The organism is Microvirga sp. P4_G7 (assembly GCF_056401005.1).
This window is the reverse complement of sequence record NZ_JBFUKD010000507.1, coordinates 1-2,807: the sequence shown is the minus strand read 5'-3', so window position 1 is coordinate 2,807 and position 2,807 is coordinate 1. Positions and strand designations below refer to the sequence as shown.

Sequence of the window (2,807 nt, the reverse complement as noted above, 5' to 3'; positions counted from 1 at the left end):
GCCCATGCTTCGGGGTCCACTGCCCTCGCCATCTTCTCGATCACCTCATTCATGGCTGGGTGTCCGTGTGCTTGAGGGAGAGAATAACCTCCGAGATGTCATGCAGTGCATCGTGTGCGAACGTGCGCGCCGATATGTACTGAGGATCAGCCTTCCCAAATACTCTGAACCAATCCTGTATGACGGCATTCGCCCGCTCGTACGCTGCGTTCTCTGCGTCACGGATGGCTTGGACAATGGAATCTTGTATCGACTGGACGACGCCATTTTCGTAAAGACCAATCGGAAGGCACGCCTCGTCCATGATGTTCTGGGCGGCCTTCTGTGCGCTCATTCCTTCATTGGTCATTGAGAACCTCACAGATACGGAGCGCCGATGATCGCGGCGGCGACCATGCAGACGATGAGAAGTCGCTTGAACCAAGCCGGAATCGGTGTCGTTTGGGTCATGACGGGATGCCTCCGGAACGGAAAGGGCGCTTGTTCTTGGGAAAGGGACGCGACGGGATCGAGCCTGATTTCTGACGCGGCTTTCCGGGCTCCTTCGCCAAGAGGCGCGCGCGATAGTTGGCGTGTTCCTTCGCAAGGCGATCCGATTTCCGAATGATCGACACATCGCCATTGCCGGTGATGCTCAGACGACTTTCGCCTTTTCGCCCGGTCGTCTTGAACTTGTGCCCAGATCGCGACAGCGGGACGAGATAGCGAGGATCGCGTTGCGGTGGCACGTAGTCCGTTCCGGCATCGTTGACCGGACGCAACGCGAGCGGCGGGCTATGATCCCACTCGACATCGTTCGGGTCTATGCCGAGCAGATACAAGCAGGCGTTCAGCTTGTCGGTCACAGACGGCCGCGTGCGGCGCGGGCGCTCCTGGGTCATTTCGAACCTCCAAGCGCGATCCGGCCCTCTCTGAGCAAGACATCGATATCAAGACCGGGAATGACCTCGGTGGCGATGATGTGAAACGACTGTTCCATGAATTCGCTGAATTGCTGCTGATCCATGGAACGCATGGATTTCGGAATCGGAATGACGGCGTCGCCGATGAGTTTGAGCGTTTCAAAGTGACCGATCCGAATTTTAAGCGCAGTCGCGAGGGCTTCCGCGTTCGGGAAGACATCCTGGTTGTCGACGACCTTGCCAAGGATGACCCAGAAGAAGCGCGACTGCTTCTGGTTGCGAGGTTGGAAAATCGAGACCTCAACCTCGCAGYCGATCGCATATCGCCYGAGCACCTCGGCATCGTACGCCGAGGACGGCGCCARGCCCTCCGGCGTGACGGTGCAYATGATCGTCGGTTTGTCGGACGCGCGCCGGGTCATGATTATCCCTGTGCCGTGCGGAACTGGTCGATCTTGCTGAAGACGACCTTCTTGATCCGCTCGCGCTCAGCCGACGGGATTTTCAGATCGTCCCGAAGATTGGTTGTATCGATCCACCACGTCCGAAGAGCAGTCGCCCGCTCGGAGTCAGTGGTCTCGGCCGCACGCAATTCGGCCTGGGCGGCGTACTGCTGGACGGTGGTCGCCGCGGCGGACAGGTCCACTTCCGGTTCATGCTCTGGCCGAACCTGGTCGATCGTGTCGATCTTCTGCTGAAGCGCGCCGAGCAGTTCTTTCATGGTCGCGCGGTCAATGCTGAGACCCACGCGAGCTTCTTTCGTGACATCCCATGCTCGCGTCATCAGATCCGCATGTTCGAGCGTGTACGCGCTTGCGACCATCCGATGTATGAACTCGGCATAGGTCCGCGCGTCCGCGAAGGTCTCCGGGATTGTGAAAGGGTCGCCTGCGGAAGCTTCTTGCTGAACAGCGGTGCCGGCCTGCCGATCGAGCCGGGCCTGCGCCTGTTCAAAKTGGTAATCTGCCGTCTCGCGTTCGGAACGCGTCAGCTTGTCGAGATCCTCGGCAAACAGCGCGCGCACTTCTTCCATGTCGCTCTGGGTTTGGATCGTCGAGCAGTTGGTCTCGATTTCAGACAAGACCTCGGTGTTGTCGAACGGTTCGTCTTCGGCTGGATCGGGATTGGACGCCGAGGCTCCCGAGGGCACAGAAGCCCCGGCGTCCGTTGCCGGCGGGAGAGTCTCCGCGGCATTCGTGATCTCTTGTGGCACGGGCGGGGGCGCCGGCGGCGGCTCGTTGCTGTAGACCGGCTCCTCATCACCAATCATCTCTTCGGCGATCGGCATTCCCTTCAGTATGTCCGTAAAGGCATCCCGCAGGGCGAATGCGCGGGCCCGCATCGCAAGCATGCGCTTCGGATTGGTCACCCAAGGCGTAGGACCCCTTGAACCGGTCTTATTCCAAAGCTTCGCGACGATCGCGTCGGAGATCGCGTATTCCTTCACGACCTCCTTTTCGCCCTTGCGCTTCACGGTGCACACGGCCTTGAACTTGAGCTCGTCACCCTTCGGCGCTGGCCAGTTTTCGGGCTCGATGCCGATCAGCTTCTCGCTGAACTCTTCAAGTTGACCAGATCCACGAACGATCGCCAGTGCCAGGTCACCCCAGATCCGGGGCACGCCGTTGATGACGGCGATGCCTTGCACCGCCTGCATCGGCTTCACACCGATTTCCAGGCCGGTCAGGATAGCAACAGACACCTTCTCAGGGGTGTCCATGCCGTAGGGCACAAGGCCGCTCTTTGCGAGAACCTGCGCGAAGCGATAGACGTCGTCGAACGTCTGCGGGACGATCGCCGCGACCGGACCGCCGGCAAGGCTGGCGACTTGCCTCGGAGCAGGATCGGTGACGAGTGCGATTGCAGTTGGCGCGTTCATTAGACGGCCCTCTCTACGATTTCGAT

At 60.0% G+C, this 2,807-nt stretch carries 4 protein-coding genes; all 4 read right to left on the bottom strand.

Annotated features, from left to right (window positions below; all coding sequences use genetic code 11):
• Window positions 1-49: 49 nt before the first annotated feature.
• Complete coding sequence (locus tag AC1DT3_RS17115; protein ID WP_477466439.1) at window positions 50-334, bottom strand: hypothetical protein; 285 nt, start codon at window positions 332-334, stop codon at window positions 50-52.
• Window positions 335-446: 112 nt separating this feature from the next.
• Window positions 447-881: a hypothetical protein gene (locus AC1DT3_RS17110; RefSeq protein WP_477466438.1), complete on the bottom strand. Its 435-nt coding sequence runs from the start codon at window positions 879-881 to the stop codon at window positions 447-449.
• The gene (locus tag AC1DT3_RS17105; RefSeq protein ID WP_477466437.1) at window positions 878-1,324 is read right to left on the bottom strand and encodes a hypothetical protein; all 447 of its coding nucleotides are present in this window, start codon (window positions 1,322-1,324) and stop codon (window positions 878-880) included. Before AC1DT3_RS17105 ends, AC1DT3_RS17110 begins: the two co-directional genes overlap by 4 nt.
• Before the next feature lie 2 nt (window positions 1,325-1,326).
• On the bottom strand, window positions 1,327-2,781 hold the full coding sequence (locus tag AC1DT3_RS17100; protein ID WP_477466436.1) for a recombinase RecT: 1,455 nt from the start codon (window positions 2,779-2,781) through the stop codon (window positions 1,327-1,329).
• Between the last annotated feature and the right edge of the window lie 26 nt (window positions 2,782-2,807).